At 68.2% G+C, this 14,922-nt stretch carries 7 protein-coding genes; 3 read left to right on the forward strand and 4 right to left on the reverse strand.

Going from position 1 to position 14,922, the window contains the following annotated elements; translation table 11 throughout:
* Positions 1 to 4: 4 nt before the first annotated feature.
* The 3 genes from OXI49_12070 to OXI49_12080 form a co-directional block, all read right to left on the reverse strand.
* A complete protein-coding gene (locus OXI49_12070; protein MDE2691242.1) occupies positions 5 to 2,140 on the reverse strand; it encodes a sulfatase-like hydrolase/transferase in 2,136 nt (711 codons plus the stop codon).
* Positions 2,141 to 2,157: 17 nt separating this feature from the next.
* On the reverse strand, positions 2,158 to 3,111 hold the full coding sequence (locus tag OXI49_12075) for a tetratricopeptide repeat protein (GenBank protein ID MDE2691243.1): 954 nt from the start codon (positions 3,109 to 3,111) through the stop codon (positions 2,158 to 2,160).
* A 194-nt stretch (positions 3,112 to 3,305) separates the two neighbouring features.
* Positions 3,306 to 6,173 (reverse strand): TonB-dependent receptor, encoded by a 2,868-nt coding sequence (locus tag OXI49_12080; protein ID MDE2691244.1) that lies wholly within the window; start codon positions 6,171 to 6,173, stop codon positions 3,306 to 3,308.
* Between the two features lie 578 nt (positions 6,174 to 6,751).
* Here OXI49_12080 and OXI49_12085 point away from each other — a divergent pair.
* The 3 genes from OXI49_12085 (at position 6,752) to OXI49_12095 (ending at position 12,363) form a co-directional block, all read left to right on the forward strand.
* Positions 6,752 to 7,846 carry a tetratricopeptide repeat protein gene (locus tag OXI49_12085; protein ID MDE2691245.1) on the forward strand — a complete coding sequence of 365 codons (1,095 nt, stop codon included), beginning with the start codon at positions 6,752 to 6,754 and terminating at the stop codon, positions 7,844 to 7,846.
* An 86-nt stretch (positions 7,847 to 7,932) separates the two neighbouring features.
* Positions 7,933 to 10,116, forward strand: coding sequence for a VWA domain-containing protein (locus tag OXI49_12090; protein ID MDE2691246.1), 2,184 nt, complete (start codon positions 7,933 to 7,935; stop codon positions 10,114 to 10,116).
* Positions 10,117 to 10,185: 69 nt separating this feature from the next.
* A complete protein-coding gene (locus OXI49_12095; GenBank protein ID MDE2691247.1) occupies positions 10,186 to 12,363 on the forward strand; it encodes a VWA domain-containing protein in 2,178 nt (725 codons plus the stop codon).
* Between the two features lie 5 nt (positions 12,364 to 12,368).
* Here the strand turns inward: OXI49_12095 and OXI49_12100 are convergent, their stop codons facing one another.
* Positions 12,369 to 14,897 (reverse strand): fibronectin type III domain-containing protein, encoded by a 2,529-nt coding sequence (locus OXI49_12100; GenBank protein ID MDE2691248.1) that lies wholly within the window; start codon positions 14,895 to 14,897, stop codon positions 12,369 to 12,371.
* Positions 14,898 to 14,922: the final 25 nt, after the last annotated feature.

Below are 14,922 nucleotides of genomic sequence, written 5' to 3' on the forward strand. Positions count from 1 at the left end.
GCGGCTAAAGGCCGCGCAGCAGAGCCCGTACCGTCTGGAGGTCCGCCGCGCGCCTCGCGCGCAGGGCGGGCGCCGACGCCTCGCGAACGAACCTCTCGAGCGCCGGGCGGGCGATCGCCCGCCGGCCGGAACGGGCCGCCACCGTCGCCAGGTTGAAGAGCACGTCCAGGTCGCCGGGCCCGACCTCGACCGACCTCTGCCACGCCTCCAACGCCTCGTCGATCCGATCCTGATTGGCCAGGGACATGCCGAGGTAGTTCCAGGCGAGCGGTAACTGCGAATTGAGCGCCAGCGCTTCACGGGCCTCGATCTCGGAAGCCGGCCAGTCGCCGGCGTGAAGCGCCGCCAGCGCCAGGTTCTGCCGCGCCACCGGATTCCGCTCGTCAATCCCGATCGACCGCTCCAGGATCTCGCGGGCGCGGACCGTCATTCCGGCCTCGGCGAGAACGAGCCCGAACACGTTCAGCGCCTCGGGATCGCCGGAATCCGCGTAGCGCTCCATCAGCCGGACCGCGTCCGCCGCCCGGCCGACCTCGGACAGCGTCAGCGCCAGTTGACGGTGCAGCGAAGCCGACGCGAGCCGGCGCCGCTCGGCGTCGATCATGACGCCCAGAGCTTCCTCCACCTTGCCCTGTTCGAGCAGCGCCTGGGCCAGGATCCTGTAGCCGAGGCCCATCTCGGGCCGGCGCTCGATCACCCCGCGGGCGAGCCGCTCCGCCTCCCCATGGCGTCCTGCCTGGAACGCCTCCGACCAGGCCTGGATCGCCCGGTCGAGGTCCACCAGCCGCTTCGGGTCGTCCTCCGGTCCGTAGCTCTCGGGAAGGGCCGCGCCGCCGGACGAACCGAGGTAGCCGAGGCTCTCGAGCGCCCGTCGCTCCTCCTCGCTCACCGCGCCGACCGCCGGCGGCCACTCGGACTCCTCCGGCAGCAGGGCCGCGAGCCGCGACGCGACGTCGGACTCGGCGCCGTGCAGGTTCCTCGCCTCGGCCGGATCGGCGTTCAGGTCGTAGAGCTCGGCCTCCGGCAGCGAAACGTACTTCAGGAGCCGGCGGTCACCCTCGCCGGTCGCCTCCGTTGCCTCCGCGATCACGCCGCGGAGAGGCGCCCACCCGCGCTGCAGGTTCGCCTGCAACGCCTCGAAGTAGGTGGACCGGCCGTCCACCGGCGCGCGCCACAGGCTGCGCCCCACCATCTCCGGCAGCGCCTCCGCATCCACGCCCGCCGCCTCCAGCATCGTCGGCAGAACGTCGATATGGCGCACGGCGTGGTCGTGCCGCGCCGGCGCCAGTTCCTTCGCCCACAACACGAGAGGCACCTGCAGCGTCTCGTCGTAGGCGAACAGGCCGTGTGTCTCCTCGCCGTGCTCACCGAGCGCCTCGCCGTGGTCGGACGTCACGACGACCAGCACACCACCCCCCGCGCCCGCCGGCGCCACGTCCGCGAGCAGACGGCCGACATGGTCGTCGGCGGCCGCGACCTCGCCCAGGTACGGCTCCCCCGGAAACCGGGAAGCGAACGGCTCGGGCGGTTCGTAGGGCGCGTGGGGCTCGTAGAAGTGGGCCCACAGGAAGCGGCGTTCACCGTCGTGGCGGCGCCACCAGGCGGACGCCGCCGCCACCACTTCGGCGCCGCCGCGCTCGGCGACCGCGAAGCCGACCGTCGAGCCCTCCGGATAGGAGTCGTCGTAGAACTCGAAGCCCCGGTCGAGCCCGTAGCGCGCGTCCAGCGGGAAGGCGGCCACCACGGCGCCGGTGCGGAAACCCGCGTCCAGGAACGCCTCGGCGGCGGTCGGGACTGTCTCCGGCAGGACGAACCCGGCGTTGTCCCGCACTCCGTGCTGGTACGGCAACTGACCCGTCAGCAGGTTCGCGTGAGACGGCAGCGTCATCACGTTGTGGGCGTGGGCACGCTCGAACACCCAGCCTTCCGCCGCCAGCCGGTCGAGGTACGGGGTCGGCGCGGCCGCGTTGCCTCCAAAACCCGTCGCGTCGGCCCGCAGGGTGTCGATCGTGATCAGAACGACGTCCCGCGCGAAACCGGGAGCAGGCGTAGGCGGCCAGGACGCCGTCTCGCGGACCGCCTCCGGCGAACTCTCATCGGCAGCCGGCTCGCACGCCGCGACCGCGAGCGCGGTCAGCAACAGGGCGACGAACGGTCTCAGAGCGATTCCAGGTACTCCGCGAACTGCTTCGCCTCCTCGGCCCTTTCGCCGTCCGGCACGAGTTCGAGCAGCTTGCGAAAGTCCGCGGCGGCAGCCTCGTTCTGGCTCGCCGCCATTCTCGCCAGGCCGCGGTAGTAGTAGGCGTCGGCCCACTCCGGCTCGCGCTCGATCGCCGCGGTCAGCTTCTCGACCGCACCTTCGAAGTCGTTCTGGTTGTAGAGATCAACCCCCTCACGCAGGAGGATCTCCGGATCGGCGCGCAGGTCCTCCGGCAGCCGCTCCAGATACTGCTGCGCCTCCTCGGATCGGCCGAGAACGGTCAGCCGACGGCTCATCAGCCGCAGCGCGTCCACGTTCTCGGGCGCCAGGGCAAGCGCCTTCTCCAGGTTCGCGATCGCCTCGTCGTCCCGCTCCAGGCGCGCCTGAGTCTGCGCGATGATCACCAGGACCGAGGCTTTCGCCCCGTCCGGCAAGGACGGCAGGGCTTCGCTGAAGACCGCGAGCGCCCCCTCGAAGTCCTCGACGGCGAGCAGGCCGTTGCCCTGCTCCAGCAGTCCGCGCGCCGCCTGGGCCGACGCGTCGTCCGTCAGGCCGCCCGCCTCGACCTGGCGGAGGTTCGTCCTCAACACCGGGCGATCCGCGCCGGTGGCGTACTCGTTGACCATCACCTCGTGCTCTGTGGGAACGAAGCCCGTCTTCGACACGAGAACGATCCAGTTGCCGCTCGCCAGGCCCCCCTTTGCCCACCGGCCCCGGCGGTCCGTCTGAACCTCCTCCGGTCCGGCGCCGTCCAGGGTCAGCTTGACTGTCGCCCCTTGGACGGACTCGCCCTCGGAGTCCTCGACGGTGCCGCTGAGACGCCCCCGGCCAGCCCAACCTTGAGCCGAGAGGAAAGCCGCCAGCAGGAGTCCGGCAATGCCCGCCGCGCAGATTCGGATGCGATAGCTCATGAGTCCTCCCCCAACGTGCCGAGAACGCTGATCCTGCAGCGATGCTACTACCAAGCCGCACGGTGCAGTGGACAAACCGCGCCAATTGAAAACCGCCGCCCCCGGACAAGCCCGGAGGCGGCGGTCGTTCGAAGCAGAAGGCTAAGGCCGGAGGCGAAAGGCGTTAACCGTTCCGCCCCCGACTGCCTTGTCACCTAGCGCCAGTTCAGGCGAACGCCAAGGCGGTAAATCCGCGGAGCAATGTTGTCCGCGAGGTTACCGGCGTTCGAGATCCCGACCCGGTCGTTGTACGACAGCCCCGTACCCTGGTTCGTCAGGTTGAAGATGTCGATACCGAAGGTCAGGTTGACCGGCCCGGACAGCGAGAATTCCTTCTCGAGCCGGAGGTCGACAATCTGGACATCATCCAGCCGGATGTCGTTGAAGTCCCGAATCAGGTTGATGTTGGTGCCACCGTCGCGCAGCGCGACGTTACGGTAGTAGCCGATCGGCGAGCCCTCCCGCCCCGTCAGGTTGGCCGAGACGTTGAAGCCCCAACCGCGGTCCGGAGCGACCTGGTACATGCCGTTCAGGTTGTACGACCAGGTCGACTGGAGGTACCGCTGGCCCTTGCCGGAGCCGCTGGAGGCCGTCATGTAGAGCTGGCCGTCCACATCGCCGCCACCCTGGCCGTTGTTCCGGCTGTTGCGGTCGAAGTAGGAGTTCGGCACGTTCCACTCGGCCTTGCCGTACTGGAAGAAACCGCGGGCCATCCAACGGTCCGCGAGCCGCTTCGTCAGCGTCAGGCTGTAGCCGAGGTAATCGCGCGAGCGGACCCCGTTCTCCAGGTGACTGCCGAAGTGAACCTCGACGTCCGGATCGTAGTCAAAGACGTTGGCGCTGTAGCTGCCGGCCCCACGCGGCAGGCTGCCGGTGATCGTGCCGATCTGCATGAAATCCGTGCCCTGCACCAGGCGGCGGTTGCCCGCCCCGTCGGTGACGTAGCCCGGAGCCCAGGTCAGGTCGTCAATGCTCCGGGAGGTGACCTGAAGGCCGACCACCAGCTCCGGCAGGAAGGAGTGCTCCACGCCCGCGAGAATCTCGGTGGTCGTCGTATCATTAAAAAAAAAGTCGACCGTGCTCCAGACCCTCAGGGGATCAGTGGTGTCGACGTTCGTGTAGATGTGCGCGTCCGTCACCGAGTCGCGAAGGGCGAGCGAGTAACCGAGCGGCGACAGCCGGTTGATGCTGTTCGTCGGCAACTGGTCCGCGAACTGCGAGAAGCTCGCGCGAACGAGCGTGTCGCGGTCCTGCCCAAGCGCGTAGGTGAAGCCCAGCCGCGGCGCGATGGACTCCCAGGTGAAGCCCGCGCCGCCGCCCGGGTACGACAGGCCCGGAATCAGCTCCGGACGGGTCGGATGCGCCGGAAGCTCGTACTGTTTGTTCTCACCACCCTGCTCGTCGTAGCGAAGACCGGCGTTGATCGTCATCTTCCCAAGCGAGATCGTGTCCTGGACCCACAGCCCGGTGTACTCGGCCAGCAACTGGCCAACGTCGTCCCGGGCGTAGTACGTCCACTCCCGATCGAGCCGATGCCAGGTCTGGTTCGGGCCCCAACGGAAGATCGAGTTGTTCTCGTAGGTGCGGTACCGGCCGCCGAACCGAAGCTCGTGCGTGGCGCTGGCGCCGCTGGTGAAGAAGTACGTGCCGTCGACCTTGAACAGGTCGTTCGGGGACGCGGCGAAGCCGGACAGGTAGTTGTTCGACCAGATGCCGTCCTCCCGCTGCGGATCCGGAGCGTCCGGATGGAGACCGTTCTCGTCGGCCCGGTTGCTCCTGGCGAAGAGGCCGAAGCCGAAGTCGCCGTGCATGTAGGTGCCGGTGAAGAACAGGTTCGCCGAAGCGACGTGCTGGTCCTCGAGGCGGTACTGCGCCGAGGGGCCGCGCTGGTTCCAGGTAGTTGCCGGCGGCCGGGTGGTGCCGGCGCCGCGCCCGAACTTCAGCTTGTCGCCGTTGTTGTAGGAACCGACGATCGAGTTCTCGTCGCTGATCTGGCCGTTCGCCTTGATCACCGTGTTCTCGAGGAGCGTGTCGTCGGCCGTACCGGAAGCGGCGTTCTGGCCGATGTCGTTCTGACCCCAGCTACCCCAGAACCAGAGACGGTCCTGGATCGCGGCGCCGCCGGCCTCGAAGCCGAAGTCCTCGATCTTGCGGACGCGGGCGCCGGCCAGCGACGTCTGTCCGTTCGACTTGTGGAGTTCGCCGTCGATGTTCGGCTGGGACGCCTTGAGGGCGCCGCCGAAGTAGCCCGTGGCCGCCGTGTTGTAGAACCGCGCGGAACCACGGAACTCGTTCGTGCCCCGCTTGGTGACCAGGTTGACCTGGACGCCCGAGCTGTTCTTCGTGACATCGGTGCCGCCGGTCGTGAAGGACATCTCGGCGAACTGATCGAAGTCGTAGTAGGTCGGCGAAGCGCCCGTGGCGCGCATGTCCGTGATCTCGGAACCGTCCATCTGGAAGTCGTTCTGCGACGAGGACACGCCGGCCGCACGGAAGTTGGCCTGCTGGCCGGACTCGTTGCCGCCGACGTTGACCCGGTCGACGATGACGCCCGGAGTCTGCGAAAGGACCGCCCACGGGTCGCGAGCGGTCGGAATCTTCTCCAGCTCGACCTGGCTGACATTCGTGCCTGCCGAGATCTGCCGTTCATCGAGGAGCGGACTCTCGGAGGTGACGGTGATCGTCTCCTCGAGCGCCGCGGTGAGAGTCAGCGGCACGTCGGTGTTCTGGCCGAGGCGGATGACGACATCCGGATACTCGATGCCGCCAAAGCCGTCGAGCTCCGCGATGACCGTGTAGCCGCCGGGATCGAGACCGAGGAACCGGAACCCGCCCGTGGCGTCCGTGAACTGCGTGCGGTCCGCGCCGATGCCCGCGACCGTGACGCTCACGCCCGGCAACGGCGCGCCGGACTCGTCAGTGACGGTGCCGTACAGGTTGCCCGTCGCGGACTGGCCGAAGGCCGCCCCGCTGACGAGCAGACAAAGGATGACGCCGAACGTCGAAACGGTGCGTCTGCTCATAACGTTCAATACTCCCTCCAAGGTGAGTTGTACGGAGAGGTTGGGCGCCCTAGTTGGACGCTGTACTGGCCTCCGCAGTTTGGAACGAGCCGAATCGGCTCACCAATCGTGACAAGCCTACCGCAAGGCACGTGCCAGAACGGCCGGAGGCCGGGCACCCGCCGCGGTACGCGAAAACCCGCATCCCTGAACGGCTAAGAGGCAGGCGGAAGCCAAGCAACGCCAAATTGGCGCTACCACCGTCGCATGCGCATCCAGAAAAACGGTTCACGTCCATTCTCTTGAACAACCCGCCAGGTCCTGCTGACTCCCTGCCTACGTGCGCGTCGGCCCTTGGGCCGCCATCTGACCGCTGTCCGCCGGTACCGTCCAACGAGGAACCGGGCTGAGGCGCGCTAGATTCGACATCGCACTTGACGGTGAACCAGCATCCACCGCCGAAGCGGCGTGACGCGCGCCTGACCCGGACTAAACCTGTCGAGTGCGGGAATCGTATAGCAGACGAAGGTCGTTGTCCATATGCGATGAACTCCGCTACCGCAAGAGCCACTCCGACCCCGCCGCGCCCGCTCTCCTCCATGGCGTTCGTCCTCGGCGCGTCGGTCGCCGCCTGCACGGCGTACGTGCCCTTCGACGGCTCCCAGCCGCTGGAAGCCGAGTTCGAACGACGCCTCGGCGGCGGCTGGCAGGAACAGGTCGTGGTGCCGTTCGCCGTCACCGACGAGCTGCGTGCCGTCATCGACGAACGTGTGAGTCCCGCCGGCAGCGAGACCCGCCGCCGCGACGAGGTCCTGGACTTCATCTTCGGCTGGCTCGACCTGCAGTACGAGCTGAGACCCACCCGCACCGCCGCGGAGACGTTCAGCACCGCCCGCGGCAACTGCCTCTCCTTCGTCAACCTGTTCGTGGCGGCGGGACGGGAGCGGCGCCTCAACCCGTTCTTCGTCGAGGTCGAGGACTACCAGCGGTGGAACTACCACAACGGCGTCGTCGTCAGCCGCGGCCACATCGTCGCCGGCATGTACGTCGACGGCAACATGGCCACCTACGACTTCCTGCCCTACAGGCCGAAGTCCTACCGAAGCTTCCAGCCGATCACGGACCTCGCGGCCGCCGGCCACTACTACAACAACCTCGGTGCCGAGGCGCTCATGGTGGACGACCTCCGGACCGCCGAGCGCTGGCTCGACATCGCCGTGCGGCTGGCGCCCGACTTCGACAAGGCGATCAACAACCACGGCCTGGTTCTGCTGCGGACCGGCCGTGTCGACGATGCGATCGAGGTCTACGAACAGAGCCTCGAGCTCCATCCCGAGAACGTGCCCCTGCTGACGAACCTGGTCCGCGCCTATCAGATCGAGGGCCGCCACGACCGCGCCGCGGAACTGCTCGACACGCTGGAAGCGATGAACCGGGCGAGCCCCTTCTTCTACGTCTACCGCGGAGACGCCGCGCTCGCGGCCGGAGACGCGGCCGCCGCGCTCGACTACATGCGACGCGCGCTGGCGGCCGACCCGGAGCTGCCCGAGGTCCACGTCGGCCTGGTGCGCGTTTACCTGGCGACCGGTCAGATGCGCGAGGCGAAGCACCACGTCGAACGCGCGCTTCGCCTGGACGCGACGCACGACGAAGCGCGGAAGTACGCCGCGATGATCGAGCGGGGACCGCAATAGGCGCCGGCCAGGAACCGGAAGGGGTGCTAGCCTTGATTTCGCTCATGCCAGACACCGTCAAGCCTGAGATCACAAGGCGGGTGTCCTTGCACGACCGGCTGGCCTCCGCCGCAACGCTCGCGGCGCTGGCAGTCACATCGTCCGCCGCGGTTGCCCAGGAGCCCGACCCCGGCGACCTCCGCCAGTTCGAGGGACGCGAGTTCGTCTTCGAAGTCCAGGTGCCGGTCAACGTCGTCGCGCGCGACGGCGAAGCCGTCCGGGGGCTCACCCAGGACGACTTCCAGGTCCTCGACGAGGGCGAGCCCCAGCAGATCACGGGCTTCCGGGTCATCGATCTCGACCTGATCGAGCCCGACGACCGGCGGGTAGTCGAAACGGACTACGGCATCCCGCCCGCGGCACGGCGGCACTTCCTCTTCCTGTTCGACCTCTCCTACTCCGCGCCGACCTCGATCGCGAAGGCCCAGCAGGCGGCCCACACCTTCGTGCTGGAGCAAATGCATCCGACGGATCTGGCGGCCGTCGGCATCCACTCCGTCGAATCCGGGCCGCAACTACTGATCACGTTCACACCTGACCGCGCCCAGCTCGCGCGGGCGATCACGACCCTCGGGAATCCGAGACTGCTCCGGTTGACGACCGAGGATCCGCTGGGCTTCCTGATCGACGCGCCGGGGACGACGTCGGAATTGACCTCGGCCCTCGACGTCGGCGGCGTGAACGCGGGGATCACCGAAATGGAGCGGAGCATGAGCAGCTATCTCCAGGTGATCGGCAGGGAGATGGCCAAGTCGGAGCGGAACTACGCGCGAGGGCAGGTCTCGCGCTGGGCCGACACCCTTCACCAGATGGCGCGCATCCTGTCCACCGTGGAAGGCCGCAAACACCTGGTTCTCTTCTCCGAGGGCTTCGACGGCAGGCTCCTGTTCGGCCGCCAGCCCGACTTCACGGACGAGGAGTTCCGGCGCGAGACCGACCTGATCGAGCGCGGGCAGATCGCCCAGGTCGACACCGACCAGCGCTGGGGCAACACCCAGCTCCAGACCCAGGTCCACCAGATGCTGAGCGAGTTCAACCGGGCCAACACGGTGATCCACACGGTCGACATCTCCGGACTTCGGGCCGATTCGATCGAGGAGAACCGGATCCGTTCGGTCGGCCGCGACGCGCTGTTCTACCTGGCGAACCAGACCGGCGGCCAGGCGCACGAAGACGCGAACGACTTCGGCGCCGAGCTGCGGGAAGTGCTCGAGTCCTCGACCGTCACCTATCTGCTCTCCTTCCAGCCCTCCGACCCGGGCGACGCCGGCGATCACCACCGTCTGCGGGTACGGGCGCGGGTGCCCAAGGGCGCCCAGCTTTCCCACCGCATGGGCTACTACACGCCCAGGCCCTACGGCGACCTCCACCCCATGGAAAAGCGTCTGCTCGCCTCCGACCTGATCGCGGCGGCGGCCGAGCGGGATGACCTGACGATGCACGTACTGGCCGCGCCCTTCCGGGCCGGCCCGGACCAGGCCTACATACCGGTCATCGTCGAGATTGACGGCGGCAGCCTGCTCGAGGACCACGGGTCGCCCCGGCTGCCGGTCGAGATCTACGCCTACATCACCGACGACAAGTCGGAAATGCGGGACTTCTTCAGCCGCGTCGTGACCCTTGACCTGACCGGCCGCCAGGACACCTTCGTGAACACCGGGCTCAAGTACTACGGCAGCCTCGATCTGCCGCCGGGCGAGTACCTGCTCCGGGTCCTCGCCCGCAACGCATTGACCGGCGCCACCGGGGTCGAGACGGTGGCCCTGCACGTCCCGACCTTCGAGAGCGGCGAACCGACCCTCCTGCCCCCCTTCTTCCACGAAGAGCCTGGCGCCTGGTTCCTGGTCCGGGAACAGCCCGCGGACCAGTACGCCAAGACGACGGTCTACCCGTTCACGGTCAACGGCCAGCCTTACGTGCCGTCGGCCGTACCGCTCCTCGCCGGCGGCGTGGCCAGCGAAGCCGAGATCTGCCTCGTGGGCTACAACCTCGGCGAAGGCGATCTGTCGCTCCAGGGCACCGTCCTCGACGCGGACGGCGAGCGGATGGCCGGCGGCGCGCTCAGCCTGCGCGAGCGGACCGTGACGGGAATCCCCGGCCTCGACAAGCTGGTCGCCGCCTTCGATCCGGTCGACCTGCCGGCGGGCGACTACACTCTGAGGGTTACGGTGACCGATCCGGCGACCCAGGCTCGACCGTTCAACTCGATTCCGCTTAGAGTCCTGAACTGAGCGGCAGCCCCTGAGGCCCCTCCGCCGCTCCGGAACCCGATCACTCCATCAGGATCAAGGAGTCCGAGCATGAACGACCACAGTCGTATCGTCTCACCGCTCACGCGCATCCGACGCGTCAGGACCGCCGCCGCGGCGACCTGCGCCGCCGCCCTGCTGCTGGCCGCCGCCGACGCCGACGCCCAACGCAACCGCCGGCGCCAGGCGGACGCCCAGTTCAGCGACGCAACCACCGTCACGGTGGTCGAGGTCCCGGTCCAGGTGATCAGCAGCGGCGCTCCGGTGCGCGACCTCACGGTCAACGACTTCGAACTCCTGGACGGCCGCAGGCAGGTCGAGATCACGGGCTTCGACTTCGTCGACCTGTCGCTGGTCGAGGGCAAGCCGACCCAGCAACAGATCCCCGTCGCCGCCAGACGGCACTTCCTGCTGTTCTTCGACCTGTTCTTCACGGCCCCCGACTCGGTCGGCCGTGCCCAGCAGGCGGCGGCAGACCTCGTCTTGACGTCGCTGCATCCGACCGACCTGGTCGCCGTCGCGGTATTCGACACCCGGCCCCGGCTCGTTCTCGGTTTCACCTCGGACCGCAGCCAGCTCCGGCAGGCGATCCGGTCGCTGGGGCAGGTCCAGGTCAGCGAAACGGTCGTGCGCGACCCGCTCGGTCTCGTCATTTCGGACATCGGCGCCGCTCTGGCGGCGGGCGACGAAGTAGCGGGCGGAGCGCAAACCGCTGGCGGCATCGCCGCCGGCGCGATGCTCGCCGAGACGCAGCGTGAACTCCAGAACCTCCAGGAGCAGGCCGAGCGCGGCAACGAAGCCAGCAGGATAGCCGCCATGACCCAGGGGATGAGCGCGCTTTCTGACTGGATGGCTTCGGTCGAGGGCCGCAAGCACGTCGTGTTCCTGTCCGAAGGGATGCCGACGAGGGTGCTGTACGGCAACCAGGGTCTGACCGACGAAGATCGGGCGGCCCTGCTGGCCGACAGCGAATCCGTGATCCAGGGCCGGACCCAGGAGGTGGATCAGCAGAGCACGTTCGGCGACTCCTCCGCCCAAAGCGCGATGGAACGCATGCTCAGACAATTCCGTGAAGCGAACTGCACGATCCAGGCGGTCGACGTCAGCGGTCAGATCGCGGGAGAGGCACAGAGCAAACGCGGCTCCCTGCTCCAGATGGCGAAGGACACGGGCGGCGAGATGTTCTCGAACTTCACGAACCTCGGGGACGCGATGGACGAGATGCTGGAGCGCAACAGCGTCACCTACCTCCTGGCCTTCCAGCCCGGCAATCTCAAGCCGGACGGCAAGTTCCGCCGTCTCCGGGTACGGCTCAAGGACGCTCCCCGGGGCACGCAGGTCGTCCATCGTCCTGGCTACTACCCACCCAAGACGTACGAGCAGACGAGCCCGTTCGAGCGCGCACTCGGCTCGGCCCAGGCCGTCATGGGAGGCGTCGAGACCGGCGACATCGACGCCTCGGTCCTGGCCACCGGCTTCCCCGCAGACAGCGGCAAGCCCTACGCCCCGATCCTCATCACCGCCCGCGGCGAGGACCTCCTCGCTGGCGTGAACGGCGACGTCCTTCCGGTCGAGATCTACGCATACGCGCTGGACGAGAACGGCGTCGTGCGCGACTTCTTCTCCACCCGCATGGGTCTCGATCTTGCGCAAGCCGGCGCCGCCATCCGCCAGAGCGGCATCAAGTACTGGGGGCACTTCGATCTCGATCCGGGCACCTACTCGGCGCGCGTCCTGCTCCGCAACGACGTCACCGGGCGACGGGCGCTGGCGACGGCCGTGCTGGACGTTCCCGGCGACGGTCCCGTACTGCAGCCGCCCCTGTTCCCGGAACCGCCGACGAAGTGGCTGCTGCTGCGCGAGGACGCGTCCGAACAGCGGCAGGACGTCGCTTTCCCCTTCCTGCTGGAGGGCGCACCGTTCATCCCGGCCGCCCGGCCCGAGGTCGCCAGCGGCGGCGAGGCGCAGATCAGCCTTGTCGGCATGAACCTGGCGGCGGGCGCCGTCTCGGTGCGTGCCCAGATCTTCGGTGCGAACGGAGAAGCAATCGCCGGCGGCGGCGAGGTCGTCCTGGAAGCGAACCAGGCCAGCGGCGGCGCCCTCTCCCGGCTGAACGGGAAGTTCGTCGCCGGCAAGAAGCTCGACCCGGGCGACTACACGCTGACTGTCACCGTCACCGACTCGGCGAACGGACAGCACGCGTCGTCGACGCCGATCCGGGTGCTGTAGGCCGGCTATCCGCTGCAGGCGAACGCCTTGGTGTCGCCCGCGGTGGCCGCGGTCTGCCCCAGTTTGTTGCTGTGCGTCCACGGCGCGCCGCCGCCGGGAGGCGTCACCACGAGGTTGAACGCGAGGTCCGTCACCGGCGCCACGAACACCCAGCGATAGCCGTTCACGCCACAGGCGTCCAGCACCTTGATCAGGACTTCGGCGTTGTTCCGGTCGAAGAAGTACAGAAGGCCCGACTGCTCGGAATCCAGTCCGTAGTCCTTGACTTCCGCGCTCTCCGGCGCCCCGTCCTTGAGGAACTCGACGCACATGCTGACCTGATGGCCACGGTTCAGTGTCAGCACCGGTTGGGGCTCGCAATCCGGCGCCTCGCCAGCGTTGATCGGATCCGCGACCGAGGCCGGCGCGAGGCCGGCATCGACCAGATTCACGCCACCGGGGCCCTCGGCGGTGCGAGCCGCCGTCACGGCAGCGCCGGTTGCTCGGGCCGCACAGGGGAACGCCGTCACGTCACCCTTCGGCGCCGCGGTCACGCCGCCCCGCGGATTCCGGTGCATCCAGCGCTCCCCGGTGGCCGTTTCGTCGACGTACAGGTTGAACGCCAGGTCCGTGACCGGCGCCACGAACACCCAGCGGAAGCCGTTCACGACGCAGGCGTCCAGCACCTTGACCAACACCTCCGCATTGTCGCGGTCGAAGAAGTACAGGAGGCCCGACTCGCGAGATTCGAGCTCGTAGTTCTTCGCGTCCTCCTTGACGATCGGGCCCACGCCGCCCTCGAGATACTCGACGCACATGCTCACCGTGAAACCGTGATCGAACGCGATCAGCGGTTCGCTCGGCACGCAGTCCGTAAAGTCCGTCGACGGCAGGACGATGGTCACCAGGTCGCTCGCGGAGCGGCCGGCGTCGTTGACCGCCCTCACCCGGAAGTCGTAGCGTCCGCCCGGAGTCAGCCCCGTCACGTCGGCGGTCGTCGTGTTGGCCGGCACGGTTGAGTCCGTCCGCCAGCCGCGGCCTCTCTGGCGAAGCTGGACCTCGAAGCCGGTCTCGTCGTCCGACCGGTCCACCCAGCTCAGGCGAACGCTGGTGGGACCCGTCGAGGTGCCGGTCAGGTTGCCCGGCGCGGTCGGTCCGGCGCCCGGCGGAGGAGGCTCCGGATCCGGACCCGGGTCGGGATCCGGATCGGGACCCGGACCTCCAGGCAGCGAGTCGCTGTAGTGCGGTGCAATGGGGACTGAGACCTCACGCAACGCCCGCTCGTTCTCCCGCTCGCCGGCGACTCCGAACGCGATCTGGCGGCCGCCGATTCTCGGCTGAACCCGCACGGTAGAGAACCACGGCTCCACTTCACCGCTGCCGTAGCTCATGATCGTGTCCTTGTCCGGCGGGTTCGGAGCCGATCCGCTGAACCAGGTGTGTCCGAATGCGTAGGGCGCGATCAACGTGTTGTTCCGGCAATCCGCATCCTCAAAACAACCTCCGGCATTCGGTGGATCGTGCTGCCCGCCCAGGTTGTGGCCCACCTCGTGGGCGAAGGTCTCGTCGCCGCAGCCCTGCATGACCGTCAGGCCGTAACCCGCCGGGGAGAACGACGCCGCCGTTTCGCCCTTGGTGAGCAAGTAGGCGATGCCGCAGACATCCCTGACCTCAGCGGTCACGAAGATGTGCACCAGGTCCGCCTGGTGCTCGGCGCGCAGCGACCGCACCTCCTGATTGTTCCGGAGCCCGCGAAGCACCGCGCTACCCCCACCCTCGACACTCAACGAAGCCGGCGCCTGCTCGTGATGCACCAACCGGGCGACCACGTCCAGATCGCCATTGCGGAACACCGTGTTCAGGTAGTCGATCGATGCCTGCACGGGGGCGTCCACCGAGCCGTCGCGGGCCTCGTAGCGCTGGCGGGCCGCCTCGCTGTAGACGATCAGCATGTCGAGATGGTTGTGGCTCGACGCCTGAACGACGTGCTCCGGATCGCCCCCGCGTTGCGCCTCGATCGCGGCCACCGGCGACGGCCGATCCGGGACCACACCGCCGGGGCAGAACTCCTCCTTGGGCTTCCGCTCCATCGTCGACATGTTCTCGATCCGCCCGCTGCCGTTGGGCCGGGCCGAGATCCGGTACTTCGCGCCGCCCGGCACGCCGAAGTGGCCCACCAGGTGGTCGTTCGCAACGGTGAACACGACGCTCTCGTAGTCCGAACCCGCCACCCGGCCGGCCCACATCGCGTCGCCGTCGCCGCGGTCCTCGAACACGCTCAGTTCAGCGACCAGCAGCCGGCCGTCCGGCGCCGGCACCTCCAGGCGCTGCGGAGCGGACCGGACGAGGTCGATGTCGAGGTCGATCGCGTACGGCACGACACCCGGCTCCGACACCACCGGCTCCACGATGACGGGGCCAAGGTCCAGCAAACGCTGCGCCTGGGCACTGACGCCCGGCAACAGCAGGAAGAGACAGAACGGCAGAAACCGCCGCTGTCGAAGGACGGTCCGGCCGGGGAATCCCCCAGCTCGACCCAGGTGAGAAACAGTCATGAAATCACTATAGCGCCGGGCGGCG

Source organism: Acidobacteriota bacterium, assembly GCA_028875725.1.
In the GTDB taxonomy this organism is placed as follows: Bacteria; Acidobacteriota; Thermoanaerobaculia; order Multivoradales; family Multivoraceae; genus Multivorans.